This window comes from Novosphingobium resinovorum, from assembly GCF_036352595.1.
GTDB lineage: Bacteria > Pseudomonadota > Alphaproteobacteria > Sphingomonadales > Sphingomonadaceae > Novosphingobium > Novosphingobium resinovorum_B.
In genome coordinates, this window is record NZ_JAZFAX010000016.1 from 73,684 (window position 1) to 95,108 (window position 21,425).

Below are 21,425 nucleotides of genomic sequence, written 5' to 3' on the forward strand. Positions count from 1 at the left end.
CCAAGCTATACGCTCGTCACCCTGAACTCGTTTCAGGGTCCATCGGGCCGCGTGCCCCTGCCGTTGCGATGGCAGGCTGCCAGCGCGGCACTATGGCACTTCGCTCCGGCTTACACCGAGGGATGGACCCTGAAACGAGTTCAGGGTGACGAACGTCTCGAGTGAGGTGGACGCGTGCGGCCAGCGGTCCCGGATCAGGTTCGGGACGACGAATTAATCGAGGTTGTCGTAGAGCCGCCCAAGCAGGTCCAGCATCTTCGAAAAGTCCCCGGCCGAGAACCCGCGAATAATCTTGTCATAAAGCGGCGCGGTCACTTCGCGCGCTTCGGTCAGCTTCACGCGGCCCTCGGCCGTCATGCGGATCTCGGTCACGCGGCCGTCCGATTCGCTGGGCGCCGTCTCGATCAGCCCGGCCTTGGTCATGCGCTCGACGATGCGCATCATGGTGGAGAGGTTGATGACCGCCGACTTCGCGACCTGCCCGATCGCCAGCGGCTCGTGCTCGCCGAGAATCATCAGCACGCGCCACGTCGGAATGTCGATGCCGATGCCGCGCAGGCCCGACTCGATGACCACGTTGTAGCGGCTCGCGGCCCGGTTCAGCAGATAGAACGGGTAGGCGTCGAGGCGGAAATCCTCCGATCCAGGGTTACCGAAAGGGCGCAAATCCTCGCTCATCCTAGGCTCCAGCGGGCCGAAACGCCCGGCATGACATTTTAGTTGCATATGCAACTTAATTCGATACTCTTCGCCGTAATGGTCCAACAGGAGGCCCAAGTCCATGACAGACGTTCTCGCTTCTCTCGCCCATGCGCTGACCGCCGGTGACATCACCGTCGTCGATCTGACCCAGACCCTCTCCGAAGACACCCCGCTGCTGGTGCTGCCCGAGCCGTTCGGCCAGACGGCGGCGTTCTCGCGTCAGGAAATCTCGCGCTACGACGAGCGCGGTGTCGCATGGCACTGGAACAACTTCACCGTGGGCGAGCACACCGGCACGCACTTCGATGCGCCGGTCCACTGGGTCTCGGGCAAGGATCTGCCCGACAACACCATCGACAAGGTGCCGCCGCAGAAGCTGGTCGCGCCCGCCGTGGTGCTCGATTTCGCGGCCGAATGCGCCGCGAACCCGGACTTCCTCCTGACGGCCGAGCACATCAAGGCATGGGAAGCCGAGCACGGCGCCATTCCCGCCGGCGCCTGGGTGCTGTTCCGTACCGACTGGTCGAAGCTGGACGTCGATGCCTACACCAACCGCAAGGACGACGGCGCCCACACCCCGGGTCCGGACGCCTCCGCGATCCAGTACATCCTCGACCGCGACGCGCTGGGCTTCGGCGTCGAAACGATCGGCACCGATGCAGGCCAGGCACATCTGCTTGAGCCGATGTATCCGGCGCACACGCTGCTGCACGGCGCGGGCAAGTACGGCCTGCAGTGCCTTGAAAACCTCGACAGGCTGCCCGCGACCGGTGCGATCGTGATTGCCTCGCCGCTCAAGATCCTGGGCGGTTCGGGCAGCCCGCTGCGCGTCCTCGCGCTCGTTTCGGAGTAAGGCGAAGTGGCGGAGCGTTCATTCAAGAAGGAAGTTCTCAAGCTCACCGCCGGTGAGGGCGAGGTCTTCACCGGCGAGGGCATCCTGGCGGTCACCAAGGGGCTGCTGCAGTCGGGCGTGGCCTATGTCGGCGGCTATCAGGGCTCGCCGATCAGCCACCTGATGGACGTCTTCGCCGACGCCAACGATCTGCTCGAAAGCCTCGGCGTCCATTTCGAGGCGAGTGCCTCGGAAGCCACCGCAGCGGCGATGCTGGCGGCTTCGGTCAACTACCCGCTGCGCGGCGCGGTCGCGTGGAAGTCGGTGGTGGGGACCAACGTGGCGTCGGACGCGCTGTCCAACGTCTCGTCGGGCGGCGTTACCGGCGGCGCGCTGGTGATCGTGGGCGAGGACTACGGCGAAGGCTCCTCGATCATGCAGGAGCGCACGCATGCCTTCGCGATGAAGTCGCAGATGTGGCTGATCGATCCGCGCCCCAACCTGCCCAGCATCGTCGATTCGGTGGAGCAGGGCTTCCGCCTCTCCGAAGCCTCGAATACCCCGGTCATGCTGCAACTGCGCGTGCGGTCTTGCCACATGACCGGCTCGTTCGTGGCGAAGAACAACGTGCGTCCGCCGCTGACGGTGGGCGAGGCCGCGGCCAGCCCGGTGCGCGATACCGACCGCATCGTGCTGCCCCCTGCGAACTTCCTTCACGAAGTCGAGAAGATCGAGAAGCGCTGGCCCGCAGGCATCGCCTATGTCCGCGACAACAAGCTGAACGAGTGGTTCGGGCCTGAGGAAAGCCCTGGAGATTCTGGCGAAGGCATCGGCCTGATCGTGCAGGGCGGCCTCTACAACAACCTCAACCGCGCGATGGAACTGATCGGGCTGGCGGACTCCTACGGGGTCAGCAAGCTGCCGATCTACTGCCTCAACGTCGTCTACCCGATCATCCCTGAGGAAGTCGCCGCGTTCTGCAAGGGCAAACGCGCGGTGATGATCCTGGAGGAAGGCCAGCCGGAGTTCATCGAGCATGAACTCAACACGCTGATCCGCCGCGCGGATCTGGACACCCGGATCGTCGGCAAGGACATGCTGCCGCGCTCGGGCGAGTACACCGCCGACGTGATCCGCAAGGGTCTGGCGAAGTTCCTCGAAGCCTACGCGCCCGCGCTGGCGCCGCAGCTGGAAGCGGCCAGCCCGCTCCCCGCGCCGGTCGCCAAGGAAATCCCGCAGCGCCCCGCGGGCTTCTGCACCGGCTGCCCCGAGCGTCCGATCTTCACCGCGATGAAGCTGGTGGAGCGCGAGCTTGGCCCGACGCACGTCTCGGCCGACATCGGCTGCCACCTGTTCTCGATCCTGCCGCCGTTCAACATCGGCAACACGACGATGGGCTATGGCCTTGGCGCGGCAGGTGCCTCGGCGTTCAAGCCCAAGGAAGGCGAGGGGTCAAAGCGGTCGATCGCGATCATGGGCGACGGGGGCTTCTGGCACAACGGCCTGACCTCGGGCGTCGGCAATGCGGTGTTCAACAAGGACGACACCGTCACGATGATCATCGACAACGGCTATTCGGCGGCCACCGGCGGTCAGGATATCCTGTCGTCGCGCGCCGAAAACGCCAATCGCGTGACCAAGAACCCGATCACCAAGGCCGTGCGCGGCGTCGGTGCCAAGTGGGTGCGTGAGACGCACCGCACCTACGACCTCAAGGGCATGACCTCGATGCTGCGCGAGGCGCTGACGACCGAGGAAAAGGGACCCAAGGTCATCGTCGCGCAGTCCGAATGCATGCTCAACAAGCAGCGGCGCGAAAAGAAGGCGACCTCGGCGAAGCTGAAGGCGGGCGAGCGCGTGGTGCGCGAACGCTTCGGCGTCGACAGCGACACCTGCACCGGCGATCACAGCTGCATTCGCCTCTCGGGCTGCCCCTCGCTGACGATCAAGCCCAACCCGGACCCGCTGCGACAGGATCCGGTGGCGCATGTCGAGAACTCGTGCGTGGGCTGCGGCCTGTGCGGCGAAGTGAGCCACGCGGCGGTGCTGTGCCCCAGCTTCTACCGCGCGCACATCGTCGCCAATCCGGGCAAGTTCGAACGCTTCAAGGCCAAGGTCAGCGGCGCGATCATGGCCCGCTGGCAAGCCGGCGCCGACAAGGCCCGCGCGGCGCGCGCGTTCTGAAGCCATTCCTCCCCGAGCTTGTCTCGGGGAGGGGGACCGCCGACGCAGTCGGTGGTGGAGGGGGGAGAACCCAGCCTTCCCCCTCCGTCAGCCCTGAAGGGCTGCCACCTCCCCGAGCAAGCTCGGGGAGGAATTAGAGAGACAAACGAGGCAACCATGACGAACGCCAACGAAAATCGCATCACCATCGCCATCCTCGCCCTCGGCGGACAGGGCGGCGGCGTGCTGGCCGACTGGATTCAGGAAGTCGCCCGGGCCGAGGGCTGGCTGGCGCAGGGCACCTCGGTCCCCGGCGTGGCGCAGCGCACCGGCTCGACCGTGTACTACGTCGAACTGGCGAAGCCCGACGGTTCGGGCCGACTGCCGGTGATGGCGCAGATGCCGATGCCGGGCGACGTCGACGTGGTGGTCGCCTCCGAACTCATGGAAACCGGCCGCGCGCTGCTGCGCGGGTTCTCGACCGTGGGGCGCACGACGCTGATCGGCTCCACCCACCGCATCTACGCCATCGGCGAGAAGCAGGCGATGGGCGACGGACGCGGCAACGGTGAAAAGATCATCGAGGCGGCGTACCAGCGCTCGAAGCGCTTCATCGGCTTCGACATGGAGGCCGCGACCGACCGTTCGGGCAGCGTCATCAGCGCGATCATGTTCGGCGCGCTGGCGGGCAGCGGCGGGTTGCCGTTCTCGGCGGAAACCTACCGCGCCGCAATCGAGCACAGCGGCATCGCGGTGAAGAGCAACCTCAAGGGGTTCCAGGAAGGCTTCGACCGCGCCCAGCAGCCCGTCGCCAGGCCCGACGAGATCACGCACGATCTCCCCGTGCCGACCACCGAGCAGGGCCGCGCGCTCGCCGCGCGCATCGCTGCGAACCTGCCCGCGCCCGCGCAGGCCAATGCGCTGCACGGCGTCGCCAAGCTGATGGACTGGCAGGACGGCGCCTATGCCGCGCTCTACCTCGATCGCCTCGAATCCGTCGCCGCGCTCGATGCCGCGCCTTTCGAACTGACCGCCGAGACCGCGCGCCACCTCGCGCTGTGGATGGCCTACGAGGACACCATCCGCGTCGCCGACCTCAAGACCCGTGCCTCGCGCGTCGAACGCGTGCGCGGCGAGGTGAAGGCCGGCGCCGAGCAGATCCTCTCGATCACCGAATTCATGCACCCGCGCCTGCAGGAAGTGTGCGAGACGCTGCCCGCCGGGATCGGCCGCCGCATCCTCGCCAGCAAGGGCCTGACGAAGCTGCTCGGCCGCTTCTTCACCGAGGGCCGTCACGTAGAGACGACCGGCCTGCGCTGGTTTCTGGCGCTGCGCACGGTGGCGGCGATGCGCTCGATCCGTCCGCGCTCGCTGCGCTACATCGAGGAGCAGGAGCGCATCGAGCACTGGCTGGAACTGGTGCGCACCGAGGCGGCGAAGGATCGCGAACTGGCGCTTGAAATCGTTCTGTGTCAGCGTCTTATCAAAGGTTACGGAGATACTTTCGAGCGTGGTCTTGGCAATTACCAGCGCCTGATCGCCGAACACCATCGCCATGCCCGCTCGGGAGCGGAAATCCGCAGGCTGCGCGAACTTGCGCTGGCGGATGACAAGTCGGCAGCCTTCGGCGAGGCGCTCGCCGGCTGACGACGGGCCGGGATTCGCTTCCAACCTCGCGCTTTGACGGCCTGCCGCAGCCAACTGTAGGCAAGCCGGCTGGACCTTCACGGGCAGAAGTTCGCGCTGGGCTGAAGCCGTCAAAGCGCGCGGAGCCTTCATAATTTAACATAAGATATATTATCGATCCAAAACGACAACTGCATCCGTTATCGAGTTGCTGCTCCCCCGAAACTTTTCCCTAAGCTCCTAAGGAATTTGGTTCCCTCACAATCATCTCGGAAACGGAGGAAACCCGAATTGGCGAATCCGGCCATGTGATTATTCCAGTGCCCGGTCGAGATCTCGAGTGCTCGACCCGCACAGGGAGCCATGCCATGCCCGTCGAGGTAAAGATCTCTCCGGAAACCGGGGGCATCCCCGCAGCACCGGTGCAGACCGTCGAAGGGGCCGTATCGATCGCCCCCGGCAGCAGCGTCGCTCTCGATGTGGCTCCGGCGGGGGTTGCCGGATACAGCCGGCAGGGCGCGGACCTTCTGGTCCACCTCAAGTCCGGAGAACTGGTGCGCATCACGGACTTCTATCTGGATCCGTCGCGCGGTTCCCACCTGCTGCTGGCCCAGGAAGATCAACTGGTGGCCGCCGATCTCGCCCAGGTCACCGGCGGGGAACTCGCATCCGCTGCCTATGTCCCGGTCGATGCCATGGCCGGCTTCGATGCCCCTAACGTGGCGGCGGCGACAGTTGCGGCGGCAGGCGGCGGCGGGCTGAGCACGGGGCTCGTCCTTCCGCTTGCGATCCTGGGCGGCGGCGGACTGGTGGCCGCCGCGGCGGCCGGCGGAGGGAGCGGCGGCGAGGACGAGCCGGGCACCCCTCCGGACACGACCGCCCCTGCCGCCGCCACCGACCTTTCGGTGAGCGCCGCGGGCGATCGCCTTACCGGCCGTGCGGAAGCCGGGGCGAGCGTCCGCGTCGATGCCGACGGGGACGGTACCAGCGACTATTCCGCCACGGTGGCCGCCGACGGCACCTTCTCGGTGGCGCTCTCGCCGCCGCTCGTGAACGGCGAGACGCTGGAAGTCACCGTGCGCGATGCGGCCGGGAATGTCGGTCCGGCGGCCAGCGTCACCGCGCCCGACATCGTCGCGCCGCTGCCGCCTTTCCATGTCCTGTTCGCGAGCCATGGCGGGAGCATCACCGGCACCGGTGAACCCGGCGCGACGGTCGCCGTCGATATCGATGGCGACGGCGAGGCCGACCATACGACCCAGATCGCGCCGGACGGTACGTTCACGATCACCTTCGCCGCGCCGCTCGACAATGGCCAGTCCATCGACGTGACCGTCATCGACGGTGCGGGGAACGCCAGCGTTCCGCTTACCGTCGTGGCGCCCGACCTGACCCCGCCGCCGGCGTTCGCTCCCTCGATCGCCCCCACGAACGGGAGCATCGTCACCGGTACCGCCCAGGCCGGCGTCGCAGTCATGCTGAGCGATTCCGCCGGCGTTCCCCTTGGTCAGGCCATCGTCGCGGCAGACGGCACCTGGTCGTTCTCGCCGTCCTCCCCCCTTCCCGATGGCACCGTCATCACCGCTGCCGGCGTGAATGCAGAGGGAGAACCCGGCCCTGCCGCGACGGTCATCGTCGATGGCATCGCTCCGGCGGCGCCTGTCCTGTCGCCGTCCAACGGCACGATCGTCAGCGGCACGGCCGAAGCGGGAGCAACGATCCTGCTTTACGACGCAGATGGTGGCCTCGTCGGCCAGGTCGTCGCCGATGCCGGCGGTGCCTGGTCGATCGTACCGCGCACGGCGCTGGCCGACGGCTCGGCGGTGACCGTCATCGCCCGCGATGCGGCCGGCAACTCGAGCCCGCAGGCCGGCACGGTCATCGACGCGGCGGCGCCCTCCGCCCCCATCCTCGCCCCGGCCAATGCCACGACCATATCCGGCACAGCGGAGGCTGGATCGACGGTGCTGCTTTCGGATGGTGCCGGCCGCGCGATCGGGCAGGTGACAGCGGACGGTGCCGGCAACTGGTCCTTCACCACCACCACGCCGCTTGCGGACGGCAGCACCGTGCAGGCCACCGCGCGCGACGCTGCGGGCAATCTCAGCGCCGCTGCCAGCATCACGGTGGACGCCATCGCCCCTGCCGCGCCGACGGTCGCCGCGTCGAACGGCGCCGTGCTCTCCGGCTCCGCCGAGCCGCTCTCGACCGTGATCCTGCGCGACGGCAGCGGCAATCCCCTCGGCCAGGTCACCGCGAGCGCGAGCGGCAACTGGATGTTCACCCCGGCGTCCCCGTTGCCAGATGGCACGGTGGTGAGCGTCATCGCCCGGGACGCGGCGGGCAACGCGGGGCCGCCTGTCGTCACGACCATCGATGCCGTCGCCCCCGCCGCCCCGACCATCCAGCCGAGCAGCGGCGTGGTGCTGAGCGGTTCGGCGGAAGCCGGTGCGCTGGTCGTTCTGACGGACGGCAACGGCAGCCTCATCGGCCAGAGCCTCACTTCCGCGAATGGCAACTGGTCCTTCACCCCGCCCTCCCCGCTGCCGGACGGGACCATCGTTGCCGCCACGGCGCAGGATGCCGCTGGAAACATCGGACCTCAGGCCGGCACGGTGATCGATGCGATCATACCGGCCGTCCCCGTGGTCGATGCCACGAACGGAGCCCTGGTCAGCGGCAACGCAGAACCCGGAGTGATCGTGCTGCTTACCGACGGCGCCGGCAATCCGCTCGGGCAGGCGGTAGCGGACGCATCGGGCGCATGGAGCTATGCGCCCCCCACCCCGCTTCCCAACGGCGTGATCGTTTCTGCCGTGGCGCAAGACGCGGCGGGCAACACCAGCGCCGCCGCCAGCGTGACCGTCGATGCCCTCCCCCCCGCCACGCCGACGATAGAGCCCAGCGACGGTACGGTGCTTTCCGGCACGGCAGAAGCGGATGCCCTCGTCATCCTGGTCGATGGGGATGGCAACGACATCGGGCAGACTTATGCCGATGGTTCCGGCCAGTGGAGCTTCACTCCGGCCTCTCCGCTGCCGGACAGCACTATCGCCAGGGCGAGCGCACAGGACGCATCGGGCAACGCCAGTGGTGCGGCTGCCACGACGATCGATGCCCTCGCCCCCGCCGCGCCCGTCGTCGCACCTTCAAACGGTGAGACCGTCCAGGGCACGGCGGAAGCGGGAGCGCTGGTGATCCTGACCGATGGCGGGGGCAATCCGATCGGGCAGGTGCTTGCGGACGGCGCCGGCAACTGGAGCTTCACGCCCGGCACGGCGCTGCCTCATGGCACGCTCGTCAATGCCGCCGCGCAGGACGCCGCCGGCAACGTCGGCCCCCAGGCCAGCACTACCGTCGATGCCGTCGCCCCGGATGCGCCGACCATCGATCCGACTGACGGCACCCTGCTTTCCGGCACGGCCGAGGCCAACTCCCTGCTGATCCTGACCGACGGCAACGGCAGTGCCATCGGCCAGGTTACGACCGATGGTTTCGGTGCATGGAACTTCACGCCGGCCGTGCCGCTGGACGATGGCACCGTGGTCAATGCGGCCGCGCAGGACAGCGCCGGCAACCTCAGCGCCCAGGCAAGCACCACCGTCGACTCGACGCCGCCGGCCGCCCCGACTATCGATCCCACCAATGGTTCCCAGGTGACCGGCACGGCGGAACCCAATTCCACGGTCGTGCTGATGGACGGCACCGGAAGCAGGTTCGCAGCATTCTCGTCGGCCGCCGTTCCGCCGCTCGGGATACTGATCGGCGAAGCGACGACGGACGCCGATGGCAACTGGACGTTCACCCCGCTCCTGCCGCTCCCGGACGGTACGGTGGTCATCGCGGTTTCGGTCGATGCCGCAGGCAATGTCAGCGGCCCGGTCAGCACGGTGGTCGATGGCACCGCGCCCGCCGTCCCGACGATCGATCCGAGCGCCGGGCTGCTGCTGGAAGGCTCGGCCGAACCCGGGGTATCCCTTCGCCTCACCGACGGGTCGGGAAACCTCATCGGCGAAACCACCAGCGACGGGGCCGGGCACTGGAGCTTCGCTCCGCCAACCGGTCTGCCGGACGGCACCGGGGTCGATGTCGTGGCGATCGACGAGGCCGGCAACGAAAGTCCGCCCGCAAGCATCGTCATCGATGCCCTGTCGCCGATGACGCCTTTCGTCGAGGCCAGCAACGGCATCGCCATTTCCGGTACGGCCGAACCCGATACGACGGTTTTTCTCACGGATTCCGCAGGCATCCCGATCGGCCAGGCGATCGTCGACGGGGCGGGCAACTGGAGCTTCACGCCGGCCGCTCCGCTGCCGGATGCGGCCCTGGTGCATGTCGTGGCGGTCGATGCCGCCGGCAACACAAGCCCCGTGGCAACCACCACGATCGACAGCGTCGCCCCGGCCAGCCCGGTGATTTCGCTGCTTTCGGCCGGCGAACTGCTGGTGGGAACGGCGGAACCGAACAGCCAGGTCCGGATCGTCATCGCCGGGGATACCGCGCATCCCTTCATCGTGACGGCGGATGGCAGCGGTGGTTTCACCTTGCCGTTGCTGACACCGCTGATCGCGAACGAGACCATCAGCGCCGTCGCGATCGACGCCGCCGGCAACGAAAGCCTGCCGGCCACGATCGTCGCGCCGGATATCGCACCGCCGCAGATCACCGTACCGGAGGCGAGCGACGGATACGTCAACGGGGCCGAAGCGGCGGATGGGGTGCAGGTCGAAGTGACGCTGCGGCCGAGCATGCAGGCGGGCCAGGCCATCACCGCGAGCCTCAGCGGCCAGAACGGCTACCAAGCGCAGGCGACCCACATCCTGAGCGCCGGCGATATCCTGGCGGGGGCGGTCCTCATCAGTATCGTGCCCACGGGAAGCCAGGGCGCCCTGCCGAACGGAACGGCGTCGGTCAGCGCCAGCATCGGCGGCGGCGATGCATCCTCGCCGATAGGATTCGTGATCGACACGACGCCGCCGGCCACTCCCCTGCTCTCGCTGCTGGCAAGCGTTCTGACCATTTCCTCCGAGCCCGGCTCCGAACTGACCGTTACCGCCGATGTGGCAGGCCTCACCGCCGGCGCGGTGGTGACCGCCGACAATGCCGGCCTGGCATCGCTCAACCTGCTGACGGGGCTCGACATCGGCCTGGACTGGTCGCAACTGCTCGACGCGCAGGTCTCCGTCGTCAGCCGGGATGTGGCCGGCAATGCCAGCAACGTGGCCAGCCTCGCGGTGGCGCCCAACATCGATACCCCGGTCACGATCGGAGATCTCGGGCTGGCGGTCAGCCTCAATCCCTTCAGCCCGCAGTTTGGCGTCAGCGGGACGACCGAGCCGAATTCAACGGTGGTCATCCGCGTCGTCACCCCGGCGCTCAACGTGGAACTGCTTCCGATCACGGCGGATTCCAGCGGTCATTTCGTGTTGAACCTGCTCAGCCCGACGATCCTCAACCAGCTGGGCCTGGAGGTGACCGACATCCTCAATCTCGGCTCGCAGATCTCGCTCGGCATGGTGGCGACCGATGCGCAGGGGCATGAAAGCGCGTTCTACGGCCTTTCCCTCAGTCCGGCGGGACTGTCCCTGAACATCGGCCAGATCGACGTCAACGGTACGCTCGCCGACGATGTCATGTCCGGCGCGAACGGGGCGGAACATATCAACGGCAACAGCGGCAACGATCTGATCCTCGGCGTCGGCGCGGGAGACCATGTGCTGGCCGGGCCGGGCAACGATACCGTCGAAATCACCGCGACCAATTTCTCGACGATCGATGGCGGCCTCGGCTTCGATACCCTGCTGCTCTCGAACGGCATCGATCTCGATTATGGCCCCGGGGTGGGCACTCTCGCCAACATCGAGCGGATCGACCTGGGCAGCGGCGACAGCGGCAGCGTGCTGACGCTGACCGCGAGCGAGGTCGCCGCCATCACCGATGCGGGCGATACGCTGCAGGTCACCGGTGAAGGCAACGACGTGCTGCGCATCGTCGGCGCGGTCGGCACCGGGACGACGGAAACGCACGGTGGCCTGGTTTACGATGTCTACACTTTCGGCGCGACGCATGTGCTGGTCGAGGAAAACACCGTTCAGGTCCTGGTGTGAGATCCCCATGCGGAGCGGCGTTCAAGGTCATGCTCGGGTGGGCCATTGCGGTGCCGGCACCAGCCTCGGCAATGACGGTCGATGAGGCGGTCGCGGCGGCAATCGCGCGGAACCCCACGCTTGCGGCCGCGACGGCTGAGGAGAAGGCGGCAAGAACCGACGTCGATGTCGCCAGGGCCGGCTACCTGCCTTCGCTGTCGGCATCAGGTGGGCCGCAGGATACTTCGCCGGATCAGTGGGCTTACGAGGTGAGCGCCGCACAGATGGTCTACGACTGGGGGCAGACCCGCAGCAAAGTCCGGGGAGCGCGCGCAACCGAACGGCAGCGCCGGGAGGAGTGGCTGGTCGCCCGCGACGAGGCGATGCTCGATGTCGTGGAGACGTATCTCGACGTGCTGCTGGCCCGGCGCCAGCGGGAGGTCGACCTGGCGCAGATCGCCGCGATCGAGGATCTCTCCGGAATGACCCGGATGAGGTCCGAAGCAGGCTATGCCGATCGCAGCGAGCCCGATCGCACCGCGCTCGAACTGGCCCGCGCACGCCAGCGTCTGGCGAGCGATGAAGGGCTCGTCGCCGATGCATCGGCGCAGTTCGAAACGCTGGTCGGCGTCAGGCCCGATGCGCTTGCAGAGCCGTCGCCCGCGCCGATGACGGATCAGGTCGGTGCCGGAAACCTCGACGCGCTGATCGATGCCGCGCCGCTGTTTCGCAAGACGGTGGAGGAAACGCATCAGGCGCAGGCCCAGTTCGAGGATGCCCGCTCGTCGATCCTGCCGCGTCTCAACGTCGAGGCGACCGCGCTCAGCCGTGAGATCGGCGGGCACATGGAAAGCGACGGAATCCTGGCGCTGCGCCTGCGCGTCAATCCTATGCAGGGCCTTTCCGCCTTCGATCGCACCCAAGGCGCGCGGGAGCGGATCGACGCCGCACAGTGGCGGCAGGCCGCCGCACGGCGCGATATCGAGCGGCGCATACGCAACCTCGTCACGAACGGCCGCGCTTTGGCCGAACAGGCGCATGCGCTCGAACGGCAGGTCGCCGACGCGGGCCAGCTTGGCGGGCTTTACCGTGAACAGTTCGAGGTCGGCAGACGGGACATCGTCGATCTCGTGACCATCCAGCGCGAGCATTTCGACGCGCGGCGATCGCTGAACGAGGTCGAATTGCAGCTTGTGCGCATCCAGTACCAGGTCGCGGCGCAGATCGGGCGCCTGTCCGGCCTGCTCGCGCTGCCGGCGGCGGATGCACGATGACGGATCGCGGGCACGAGCCCCAGGCCCGGTCCATCCGCAGCCGCGATCCGCTGCGCGAAGGGCTGGTGCTGCTGGCGACCATGCTGGGCCGCCACATCAGCGCCAGCGAACTGGGCGACGGGCTGCCGCTGGTCGATGGCCTCCTGCCCATGGACATGGTGGCCAGGGCCATGCGCCGACTGGATATCGCCGCGCAAGTCCGCCGTTCCGACCTTGCGATCCCCGGCTACCTGCTGCCGGCGCTGCTGCAGTTGGAGAACGGCGAAACCGCGGTGCTCGCCGCGATAGAGGGCGACGTCGCGGTCCTGCGGATCCCCGATGCCGATGGCGGTATCCAGAAGATGCCGCTGGCCGCCGTTGCCGCGCTGCATACCGGAACCACGGTCTTCGCCAAGCCGCGCCACCGCCCGGACGAACGGGCCGGCGCCCTCGCCGCCACCGATGGCCGGCACTGGTTCTTCGGTGCGCTCCGCCGCTACCGCAAGGCTTACGTCGAGGTCGCCCTGGGTGCGATGATGGCGAACCTGCTGGCGATCGCGACGGCCATCTTCGCGATGCAGGTCTACGACCGCGTCGTCCCCAACGGCGCCTATGATACCTTGTGGATACTCGCCGGCGGCGTGGTGCTGGCGGTGGTGTTCGAAGCGGTGCTGCGGCACATGCGTGGGCACCTGCTCGACACGATGGGCAAGAGCCTCGACCTCGTGCTGTCGACCCAGCTCTTCGCGCGCGTGCTGCAAACCCGGCTGGCCGCGCGGCCGGCGTCGCTCGGGGCCTTTTCCAGCCAGATCCGCGAGTTCGAGGGGGTGCGCGAATTCTTCACCTCGTCGAGCGCGGCGCTGGCCAGCGACCTGCCGTTCACGCTGATCTTCCTGGCCTTCATCGCGCTGATCGGCGGGGTCGTGGTGGTCGTCCCGGCTGCGGCGATCGTGCTGATGGTGCTGCCCAGCCTGCTCATGCAGCGGCGTCTCGCCGCGCTGTCGCGCCGCACCTTGCGTGAGGGCGCGGTCAAGAACAGCATCCTGATCGAGGCGGTCGAGAACCTGGAGGCGATCAAGGCCGGGCGCGGCGAAGGCCGCATCATGATGCTGTGGGAGAGCCTGACCGCCCGGCTGGCGGAGACCGCCCGGCAGAGCCACGCCTTGTCGAGCGCCCTCGCCTACGGCGCGGCGATGGTGCAGCAACTGTGCTATGTCGGCGTCGTCGTCTTCGGGGTCTACCGGATCGGCGAGGGAGAGATGACCGTGGGCGCGCTCGTCGCCTGTTCGCTGCTGGCCGCGCGGGCGGTAGCGCCGATGGGCCAGGCGGCGGGAATCCTCGCGCGGTGGCAGCATACGCGGGTGGCTCTGGAAGGGCTTGACCAGTTGATGGCGGCGCCGGTGGAGCGGCCGGAGGATCGCGTCTTCGCCCGCGCCGAACGTCTGCGCGGGCACTTCGTGATCGAGGATGTCACCGTCCGCTACGATGACGGTCCGGCGGTGGTGTCGATCCCGAAGCTGGCAGTCGCGCCGGGGGAGCGGGTGGCGGTGCTCGGCGGCAACGGCGCGGGCAAGTCGACGCTGCTGCGCCTGCTGTCAGGGCTGGGGGACGCAACGTCGGGCCGGATCATGCTCGACGGCATGAATCTCATGCAGATCGACCCGGCCGACCGCCGCGCCGCCATCGGCTTCCTGCCGCAGGACGTGGCGCTGATGCACGGCACCTTGCGCGAGAACCTCAACCTGGAAGGCCGCGCGATCGGCGAAGACGACATGTTCGCCGCACTCGATGACGTCGGGCTCGGGCGGTTCGTGAAGGCCCATGCACTCGGCCTCGACATGCCGCTGCTGGGAAGCCGGAGCCTGTCGGGCGGCCAGCGGCAGGCAGTAGGTTTGGCGCGCGTGATCCTGCAGGATCCGCCGATCGTGCTGCTGGACGAGCCGACCGCGTTCTTCGACCAGGCCACGGAGGACCACGCCGTCGCCCGCCTGCAGCACTGGCTGGGCAAGCGGACGCTGATACTGACGACGCACAAGCGCTCGATGCTGGCGCTGGTGCAGCGCATCGTCGTCATGCGGGACGGCATGGTGGCGATGGACGGGCCGGTCGAGGCGGCAGTGCCGGGGATGGCGGCGGGGGCGCAGCCCCGGGCTCATGCAGGGGCGGCACATGGCGGTTGAGGGCTTGTCTCCCCAGGCGCTGAGACGCGAACTCGACGATCCGCTGCGCGCGGCGACGCATCCGCTCTACCGGCCATTGCTGTGGGCCATGCTGGCATGCCTCGTCGTCGCGGCGGGTTGGGCCGCCCTCGCCCGGATCGACGAAGTGACGCGCGGGGACGGCCGGGTGGTGCCCGTCAGCCGCATGCAGAAGATCCAGAGCCTGGAGGGCGGCCTGCTGGGCGAACTGCTGGTGCGCGAGGGGGACATGGTTGCGCGCGGGCAACCGCTGGTCCGTCTGGACCCGACGCATTTCCGGACGTCCTACGAAGAATCCGCAAGCCAGGCGGCCGTGCTCAAGGCCTCCGTCGCACGGCTGCAGGCCGAAGTGCTGGGCCGGGACACCGTGACTTTCCCGCCGGAGGTGAGCGCGGATCCGGCGCTCGTCCGGTCGGAGCGCGAACTCTTCGCCTCGCGCCGCAGCAAGCTCGAGCAGGGGCGGCAGGCGCTGCGCCGGCAGGTCCGGATCGCCCAGGGGCAACTCGCGATCGTGGAGCCGCTCACCGCGCGCAAGGTCGTCAGCGAGATGGAGGCGCTCAAGCTGCGGCAGGACATCGCAACCTATACCGGAAAGCTGGTCGAGCTCGAGAACACGTATGCCCAGGAAGCCTATACCGAGCTGGCGAACAAGCAGGCCGAACTCAGCGCGCTCAGCCCGATCGTGCAGCAGCGGGGCGACCAGTTGCGCCGTACCGAGATCGTCTCTCCGGTGCGCGGCCGGGTGAATACGGTGCTCATCAATACCCGCGGCGGCGTGGTCCAGCCCGGCGAGCCGATCATGGAGATCACCCCGATGGAGGATCGCCTGCTGATCGAGGCCCGCGTCCGCCCGCGCGATGTCGCCTTCCTGGTTCCGGGCATGTCCGCCAAGGTCAAGATCACCGCCTACGACTATACCGTCTACGGCGACCTCAACGGCCGGGTCGAGCGGATCAGCGCCGACACCATCGAGGAGGACACGGTGCGCGGCAAGGAAGCCTACTACCAGGTCCTGGTCCGTACCGACGGCGCCCACCTGATGCGGAACGGGCGGCCCTTGCCGATCATTCCGGGCATGGTCGCCGAAGTCGATATCCTCACCGGCAAGCGCAGCGTGCTCAATTATCTGCTGCAGCCGCTGCTCAAGGCGCGGCTGCATTGATGGGCGGCACGATCGTCAGGCGGCGGTGCGCCGCTCCTCCACGTCGTCCTCGGGCGATGCCACATGACCGCTGATTTCCGCGCCTGCGTCCCTGGCGAAGCGCAGGTTCCAGATCGTCGCGCTCAGCGAGATCGCCGTGACGACCCAGAACGCCACCGAGAAATCGGACATCGCCGGCGTGGAACTGCCATTCGCCAGCATGGCGAAGTGGAGCGCCATCGCCGCGACGCAGATGCCGAGCGAGAGCATGAGCTGCTGGAAGGTCGAGTAGAACGCCGTAGCGCTGCTCATGTGCCGCTTGTCGATGCCGTCGTAGGCGATGGTGTTGTAGGCGGTGAACTGGAAGGACATGAAGAACCCGCTCAGCACGAGCACCAGGAACATCAGCCAGGTCGGCCAGGCCGGGCCGAACAGCCCGCAGACGGCGTAGCTGCCGGTGGCGATCACGCCGTTCCAGATCAGCGCGCGCCGGAAGCCGAAGCGGCGCAGGATGCGTTGGGCCATGCTCTTCATCGTCAGCGACCCGATCGCGGTCGCCACGGTGATGGTGCCGCTCTGCGCCGCCGAGTATCCGAGGGCGACCTGCATCATCAGCGGCAGCAGGAAGGGCTGCGCGCCCTGGGTGATGCGGGTGATCGAACCGGCGATGATCGAAAGACGGAACGTCGGATCGCGCAGCAGTTCCAGGTCGAGGATCGCGCCCGCCCGATTGCGGGCGTGGACGACGTAACCGGCGCCGGACACCACGCCGACGCCGATCAGGATCGCCGCCATCTCCGCCTCGCCGGGACGACTGGCCATTTCGAACCCGAACAGCAGGCAGCCCAGCGAAATCCCGCTCAGCACGAAGCCGAGGGTGTCGAAGCGATTGGGATCGTCCTCGCGGATATTGGCGATGTAGCGGCCGACCAGCCAGAACCCGAGCGCGCCCATCGGCAGGTTGATGTAGAATATCCAGCGCCAGTCGAGGTAGGTGACGATGAACCCGCCCAGCGGCGGCCCGAGGATCGGCCCGATCAGCGCGGGCACCAGCAGCCACGACATCGCGTTGACCATGTCGCGCTTGGCGACCGACCGCAGCAGGACGAGCCGGCCCACGGGAATCATCATCGCCCCGCCTATGCCTTGCAGGAACCGGGCCGCCACCATCATTTCCAGCGATCGGGACTGCCCGCAAGCGATGCTGCCCAGCACGAACAGCAGGATCGCGGTGCGAAACACCGTGCGCGAACCGAAGCGATCCGCCAGCGTGCCCGACGCCGGGATGAAGATGGCGAGCGCGAGGAGGTACGAGGTCAGCGCGACGCTCATTTCCTGCGGCAGCACGCCGAAATCGCGGGCCATCGTCGGCAGCGCGGTCGCCAGCACTGTCGCATCGACGAATTCCATGAACAGCGCCGAAGCCACGATCAGCGCCACGAGCCGGTAGTTCGCCCCCGATTGCGCCGGCCCCAGATCCTGCGTCTTGGCCAGCGAGCCCGCCGCCGGGACGATCCCGTCGCGCACTTCGGCATTGACCGATGCGATACCGCGCCGCCGCGGCCTCAGCATGGGACCACAGGATGATGGGCGAGGTAGGACATGAGCGACTTTCCGGGTCTCTGGCGGATGGGGGATCTCCCGGCCGGGGTTCGCTCATCTTGGCGTGAACGTATCCTCGCCGCCTATATAGGTGCGCTGCAGCATATTGGAACCCCTGCCGCCAAGGCGGTCTTTCAGGTGCCGCGTTCGAAATGCGCTCTTCCGCCCATTTCCAAACACTGTCTCAGGAGATGGCCGGCTCAGGACATGGCCGGCGGTTTCAGGAACGGATCGTCGGGGAGCGGGATGAACTCCCGGTCGTCCGCATCGGGCAGCTTCATGCGACCGGCCTTCCAGTCCTCGGCGGCCTGGCGTAGCCGTTCCTTCGACGAGGAGACGAAGTTCCAGTACAGGAAACGCTCGCCCAGCGGCTCCCCGCCCAGCACCATCACCGTGGCCGGTTCGGCGGCGCTGACGTGCGAGACGTCGCTGCCGAGGATCAGCATCCGCCCTGCCCCATGGCGCTCTCCATCGACCTCGACCGAGCCGGTGGCGACGTAGATCGCCCGCTCGGCGTGCCCTGGGGGAACTTCCGCCGTGGCCCCGGCGGCCATGTCGAGATGCGCATAGAACAGCGGCGAGTGCGTCGGCACGGCGGCGGTCAGGCCATAGGCGCTGCCCGCGATCAACTGGCCGCGCACGCCGGCATCGTCCCATCGCGGCAGGTCGGCGCCGCCGTGATGCGCGAACGAGGGTGCGGTCTCCTCCGCGCTTTCGGGCAGGGCGACCCAGGCCTGGATGCCGTGGAGATGATCGCCCACGGCGCGCGCCTTCTCGAAGCGCTCGCTATGGGTGATGCCGCTGCCAGCGGTCATCCAGTTGACTTCGCGCGGGCGCACCGCCTGCTGCGAGCCGACGCTGTCGCGGTGCATGATCTCGCCCGAGAACAGGTAGGTGACGGTCGACAGCCCGATGTGCGGATGCGGCCTGACGTCGAGCGTGCGATCCGCCCCGGCCGCCACGTCGAGCGGGCCCATGTGGTCGAAGAACACGAAGGGCCCGACCATGCGGCGCCTGGCGAAGGGCAGCACCCGGCCGACATCGAGCCCGCCGCCGAGACTGCGCCGCCGCTGTTCGATCACCATCTCGATCATGCCGTCCACCTGCGTTCGCCATTGTTCCTGCCATCGTCATAGGCTTGCGCACCCCGGCCGTGCAACTTCGCCCGTCAGGCGGTATGGGCGGGGCATGAAGGAACGGACCAGAACGATCGGCATCATCGGCACCGGGCGAGTGGCCCGCGCGCTGGCGCTCGGCTTCGCCCGCCGACCCGAAGTGCGGCTGCATGCCTGGGGACGCTCCCCTGCCCGCGCTGGCGCTCTGGTCACGGGCATGGACGGGAGCACGGTCCATGCCGGGCTGGCCGACCTCGTGGCCGCTTGCGACACCATCGCCATCGCGGTCGCCGACGACGCGATGGCAATGGTGATCGCCGGGATCACCGCCGCGCCGCTGGGGCACCGCCCCTTCGTGTTCCATGCCAGCGGCGGGAGCGGCACGGCGATCCTGGAGCCGCTGCGCCGCCTCGGTGCCCGTACCGCCGCGGTGCATCCGGCGATGACCTTCACCGGCGATCCCGCGATCGAGGTCGAGCGCATGGCCGCGGCCTGCTTCGCCGTCACCGGATCGGACCCGCAGGCGACCGCCGAAGGGCTGGCAATCGTCCGCATGCTGGGCGGCTCGCCGGTGGAAGTGGCCGAGCAGCATCGCACGCTCTATCACGCGGCCCTGTGCCACGGGGCCAATCACCTCGTCACGCTGATCGCCGGTTCGCTGGGGGCGCTGGCCAGGGCCGGGCTGGAGGATCCTGCAGCCGTGCTCGCCCCGCTGGTGCGCGCGGCGCTGGACAACAGCCTCGCCTCGGGACTGGGCGCCTTGTCCGGGCCGGTCTCGCGCGGGGACGCGGGCACCGTGCGCGGCCACCTTGATGCCATCGCGCGCGAGGTGCCGGAACTGCTCCCGGCCTACCGCGCGATGGCGAGCGCCACCCTCGACGCGATGGAGCGGCAGGCGATGCCGACCGCCACGGACCTGCGCGAGGCGTTGGACGAAGGTTCCTGATCCTGCGCGCTACTTTCAACCCAGATAGCGGGCTTCGGCCAGATCCAACTCGCGGGTGAGCTTGCGAACGGTTTCGCTGCCGATCCGCCGAGATCGGACCATCTGCAACAGGGCCTGCCGCTCGGCCTTGACGCCGACGAGGCGGAAGTCGCGCAGGAGCCGCTCTCCGCTCCGGGTCTCGGCGGCGGACTGGCGGTCGCTCAGGCCCTCGATGCGCTCGCGGTAGAGATCCATGACTTGTCCTCCGGCCTCGGCGTAGAGGTCGGCCTCGCCATGATCTTCGGCCAGCGCGTGCTGGTGGCGCTCGATGGCCCGGATCGCGGCTTCGGCGGCGGCGACGCGGGCGCTGTCCTCCTCCGCCTGCCGCGCGGGTTCGGGAGGCATCGCCAGCCCCTTGAGGAGGACCGGCAGCGCCAGGCTCGCCAGCACCAGCGACACCACGATCACCCCGGCGGCCAGGAAGATCGCCAGGTCGCGGGTGGGAAACGGCGTGCCGTCATCGAGCGCCAGCGGCAGCGTCAGCACACCGGCAAGCGTGATGGCGCCGCGCACTCCCGCTACCGAAGTCGCCGCGATCAGCCGCCAGTCGGGGCTCTGCACCCCCATGCCGCGCCGCGCGCCGCGCAGGATCGTGAACTTCAGCGAGGCCCAGACCCACAGGAAGCGCAAGCCCGCAAGGCCGGCGACGATCACCAGGATGTAGATCGCCAGCCACCACGGCTGGCTGTGCCCGGTGGCGGCGACGGTCTGCCTGGCGCCCGCAAGGATGTTCGGCATCTGCTCGCCCAGCAGCACGAAGATGATGCCGTTGAGCGTGAACTGGATCATGTCCCACACCGAGTTGCGGCGCATGCGGGTAACCGCCAGCGCCTGGCGGGAAATCTCGGCGAAGGTCATCGTCACGCCGGCGCTCACCGCCGCGAGGATGCCCGATGCATGGAAATGTTCGGCCAGCAGGTAGGAGCCGAAGGGGATGAGCAGGCTGACCAGGATCTGCGATCCGGTATCCTCGCCCCAGCGCCGGGTGACGAAGGCCTTGGCGCGCGTCACCACCAGCGTCACCGCGACGCCGATCGCCAGGCCGGCCCCGGCCACCCACGCGAAGTTCAGGGCGGCCGCCCCGGCGGAGAAGGTGCCCGTCAGCGCCGCCGCCACCGCGAAGCGCAGGCAGACGAGGCCGGAGGCATCGTTGAGCAGCGATTCCCCTTCGAGGATGTGCATCATGCGCTTGGGGATCGGCACGCGCGCGGCGATCGCGGACACGGCGATGGGATCGGTCGGCGAGACGACCGCCGCCAGCGCGAAGGCCACCGCCAGCGGCATCGCCGGGATCATCCAGTGGATCAGGAAGCCCATCCCGATCACCGTCATCAGCACCAGGCCGAGCGCCAGTTCGACGACCGTCGAGGCATCCTTGAACAGCTCGTCCTTGGGGATGCGCCATCCGTCGAGGAACAGCAGCGGCGGCAGGAAGAGAAACAGGAACAGTTCGGGATCGAGTTCAACCCGATGCGACGTCGACAGTCCGATGACGGCCCCGAGTGCGATCTGCACCAGCGGGGTGGGAACCGAGAATGGCAACATCCTGGCAACGGCTCCGCTGACGACAACCGCCAGCAGAAGAAAAAGCACGATCGAAACTGTCTCCAAAACCTCACTCCGTGTAGCCACTCGTTCGTGGAAGCTTAGGGGGCGGAACGCCGCCGGGGCAACCCCGCGAAAGCCCTTCCGTTGCATTTTTTGAAAGTATTGCGGCTGTGC

The 21,425-nt window shown here is 68.1% G+C and carries 11 protein-coding genes and 1 pseudogene; 8 read left to right on the forward strand and 4 right to left on the reverse strand.

Going from position 1 to position 21,425, the window contains the following annotated elements:
- Positions 1–213 precede the first annotated feature (213 nt).
- Positions 214–678, reverse strand: coding sequence for a MarR family winged helix-turn-helix transcriptional regulator (locus V2S85_RS15755; RefSeq protein ID WP_330703798.1), 465 nt, complete (start codon positions 676–678; stop codon positions 214–216).
- 103 nt (positions 679–781) lie between these two features.
- Between V2S85_RS15755 and V2S85_RS15760 the strand changes: the two genes are divergently transcribed.
- From V2S85_RS15760 to V2S85_RS15790, 7 genes and pseudogenes are all read left to right on the forward strand, one after another.
- Positions 782–1,555 (forward strand): cyclase family protein, encoded by a 774-nt coding sequence (locus V2S85_RS15760; protein WP_330703799.1) that lies wholly within the window; start codon positions 782–784, stop codon positions 1,553–1,555.
- 6 nt (positions 1,556–1,561) lie between these two features.
- The gene (locus tag V2S85_RS15765) at positions 1,562–3,718 is read left to right on the forward strand and encodes an indolepyruvate ferredoxin oxidoreductase subunit alpha (RefSeq protein ID WP_330703800.1); all 2,157 of its coding nucleotides are present in this window, start codon (positions 1,562–1,564) and stop codon (positions 3,716–3,718) included.
- A gap of 156 nt (positions 3,719–3,874) precedes the next feature.
- Positions 3,875–5,344 (forward strand): indolepyruvate oxidoreductase subunit beta family protein, encoded by a 1,470-nt coding sequence (locus V2S85_RS15770; protein ID WP_330703801.1) that lies wholly within the window; start codon positions 3,875–3,877, stop codon positions 5,342–5,344.
- Positions 5,345–5,691: 347 nt separating this feature from the next.
- Positions 5,692–11,430, forward strand: coding sequence for an Ig-like domain-containing protein (locus tag V2S85_RS15775; RefSeq protein ID WP_330703802.1), 5,739 nt, complete (start codon positions 5,692–5,694; stop codon positions 11,428–11,430).
- A 71-nt stretch (positions 11,431–11,501) separates the two neighbouring features.
- Positions 11,502–12,683, forward strand: a complete 1,182-nt coding sequence (locus V2S85_RS15780) for a TolC family protein (RefSeq protein WP_330703803.1) — start codon at positions 11,502–11,504, stop codon at positions 12,681–12,683.
- Positions 12,680–14,842 carry a type I secretion system permease/ATPase gene (locus V2S85_RS15785; protein ID WP_330703804.1) on the forward strand — a complete coding sequence of 721 codons (2,163 nt, stop codon included), beginning with the start codon at positions 12,680–12,682 and terminating at the stop codon, positions 14,840–14,842. The genes V2S85_RS15780 and V2S85_RS15785 overlap by 4 nt, the downstream gene beginning before the upstream one ends.
- Positions 14,802–16,022 (forward strand): annotated as a pseudogene (locus V2S85_RS15790) (HlyD family efflux transporter periplasmic adaptor subunit); the annotation flags it as partial. The gene V2S85_RS15785 and the pseudogene V2S85_RS15790, both read left to right, overlap by 41 nt.
- Before the next feature lie 15 nt (positions 16,023–16,037).
- Here V2S85_RS15790 and V2S85_RS15795 read toward each other — a convergent pair.
- Positions 16,038–17,573 (reverse strand): DHA2 family efflux MFS transporter permease subunit, encoded by a 1,536-nt coding sequence (locus tag V2S85_RS15795; protein ID WP_330703805.1) that lies wholly within the window; start codon positions 17,571–17,573, stop codon positions 16,038–16,040.
- Between the two features lie 230 nt (positions 17,574–17,803).
- Positions 17,804–18,697 (reverse strand): pirin family protein, encoded by an 894-nt coding sequence (locus V2S85_RS15800; protein WP_330703829.1) that lies wholly within the window; start codon positions 18,695–18,697, stop codon positions 17,804–17,806.
- 94 nt (positions 18,698–18,791) lie between these two features.
- On the opposite strand from V2S85_RS15800, the gene V2S85_RS15805 reads away from it, so the two are divergent.
- Positions 18,792–19,664 (forward strand): Rossmann-like and DUF2520 domain-containing protein, encoded by an 873-nt coding sequence (locus tag V2S85_RS15805; RefSeq protein ID WP_330703806.1) that lies wholly within the window; start codon positions 18,792–18,794, stop codon positions 19,662–19,664.
- Between the two features lie 15 nt (positions 19,665–19,679).
- On the opposite strand, the gene V2S85_RS15810 is transcribed toward V2S85_RS15805, so the two are convergent.
- Complete coding sequence (locus V2S85_RS15810) at positions 19,680–21,314, reverse strand: Na+/H+ antiporter (protein ID WP_330703807.1); 1,635 nt, start codon at positions 21,312–21,314, stop codon at positions 19,680–19,682.
- Between the last annotated feature and the right edge of the window lie 111 nt (positions 21,315–21,425).